At 78.6% G+C, this 1,707-nt stretch carries 2 protein-coding genes; both read right to left on the reverse strand.

Going from position 1 to position 1,707, the window contains the following annotated elements; all coding sequences use genetic code 11:
- Positions 1 to 13 precede the first annotated feature (13 nt).
- Positions 14 to 199 carry a zinc ribbon domain-containing protein gene (locus AAHZ94_RS33680; protein WP_349997495.1) on the reverse strand — a complete coding sequence of 62 codons (186 nt, stop codon included), beginning with the start codon at positions 197 to 199 and terminating at the stop codon, positions 14 to 16.
- A 3-nt stretch (positions 200 to 202) separates the two neighbouring features.
- On the reverse strand, positions 203 to 1,707 hold a 1,505-nt coding region (locus tag AAHZ94_RS33685; RefSeq protein WP_349997496.1), incomplete at its 5' end, for a tetratricopeptide repeat protein.

Raw genomic sequence — 1,707 nt, forward strand, 5'->3', positions numbered from 1 at the left:
CTCGGCGGTCAGGTCAACGGTACGCGGGCGGCCGGGGGCCGCCGCGGCCCCCCGGCGGCGGCCGCGCCGCGGGCACGCCCGGGCCCGGGGCCACACCGGTCGCGGTGACGCTGGTGCCACACGCGCCGCAGAAGTTGTCCTCCGAGTCAAGCGGCTCCGCACAGCTCGGGCAGGCTGACAGCCGAGGCTTCTGCGACATCGATCACACCCACGTCCTGGGGCGGAGGCGGTTGGCCCGCTCCACCAGTTCGATCCTTTCCTCGCCCCGCTGCGCGAGCCGGGCGAGTACCCGATACGAGCGTTCCAGACCGAAGCGCAGCCCGCGCTCGTCCAGGCGGCTGCCGAGCAGCGAAGGTCGGGTTCCCGCCGCCGCTCCGGGTCCGGCGGCCTGCGGGGTTCCGCTGCCGCTGGAGAGTACCCAGTCGAGCGCGCTGCCGAGCACCTCGGTGTGCAGCCGCTCGCGCCGCACGGCGTCAAGTCCGAAGTCGGCAAGGCGTTCCACCTGCTCGGCGGCGGCGGTCAGCTCGGCGAGTCGCTGCGCGGGCCCGCCACCGCCCGCACCGCCGCCCCCGGCGCTGCTGGATTCCGCACCGCTGCCACGCGCACCGCCCCCTCCCGCGCCGGCCCCGGCGCCGCCGTTCTGCGGGGCGTCGTCCTGCCGCAGCCGGGCCCGCACGGCGGCCACCCGGGCCGCCGTGTAGTGGATCGAGCTCTCGGGCACCGACTCCAGGGCCGCCACGGCCCCGGCCCGGTCGCCGCTGGTGAACCGCACCCGGGCCAGTCCGAACGCGGTGCTCACGAAGCCCGGGTCGGTCGCCCACACGAGGTGGTAGTACGCGGCGGCGTTGTCGAGCTGGTCCAGCACCTCGGCGCACAGGCCGAGCGCCACCTTGGGCGCCGGCTCGCCGGGGAAGGCGTCGTAGACGGCGTCGAAGGAGCGCGCGGCGGTCCCGTGGTCGCCGCTGACCAGCGCCTGGAGCCCGCGGTACCAGACGATCCGCCAGTCGTCCTGGTGCCGTGCCTCCAGTGCGTCCAGCGCCTCGTCCACCGCCAGGTCGCGCCCCCGCTCCAGGTCGACGCGGACCCGGCGCAGCCGTAGCTCGGTCGAGTCGGTGGGGGCCGCGGCGAGCGCGACGGACAGTTCGGCCGGGGCCGCGGCCAGCAGCGTGGCCAGGAAGCCGGCGTTGGCGTCGCCCGGGTCCACGTGCGGCACCGGCAGCGCGAGCACCGCGGCCCGTACGTCCAGCGCCGCCACCGCCCGGCCCGCGCCACCCGCCGACGCACCGCCCGGTACCGGCCCGCCGGCGGCTCCCGCCCCGGTCCCGCCCGCGCCCGCGGTGGCCGAAGCTGTCCCCGAAAGCGGTACGCCCCCCGGGTGGGGTGAAGGTTGACCGGGCACCGCGGGCACTCCACTGCCGGCCCCACCGGCGCCGCCGGGCCCACCACCGGAACCACCGGACACGGCGCCCGCCGCACGGGCCCGCCGGCCGCGCCGTGGCCCGCCGTGCGCGCCGAGCCAGCCCGGCTCCGCCTCCTCCACGAACACCTGGGTGTCCACGGCCCGCACCTCGGGCCCGAAGAACGTGGAGAGCGCCGGCCCCGGCCCGCCCCCCCGGGGCGCCCCCCCCCCCCCCCGCCCCCCGGGGAGCGTGTCCGCCCAATAGGCCGCCGCCGCGTACCCCCCCCCCGGGTCCGGAGGGGTTGCCC

This window comes from Streptomyces sp. HSW2009 (genome assembly GCF_040240285.1).
GTDB lineage: Bacteria > Actinomycetota > Actinomycetes > Streptomycetales > Streptomycetaceae > Streptomyces.

Coding starts and splice junctions, on each gene's coding strand:
- AAHZ94_RS33680 (WP_349997495.1), bottom strand. CDS start 199: ATGTCGCAGAAGCCTCGGCTGTCAGCCTGCCCGAGCTGTGCGGAGCCG.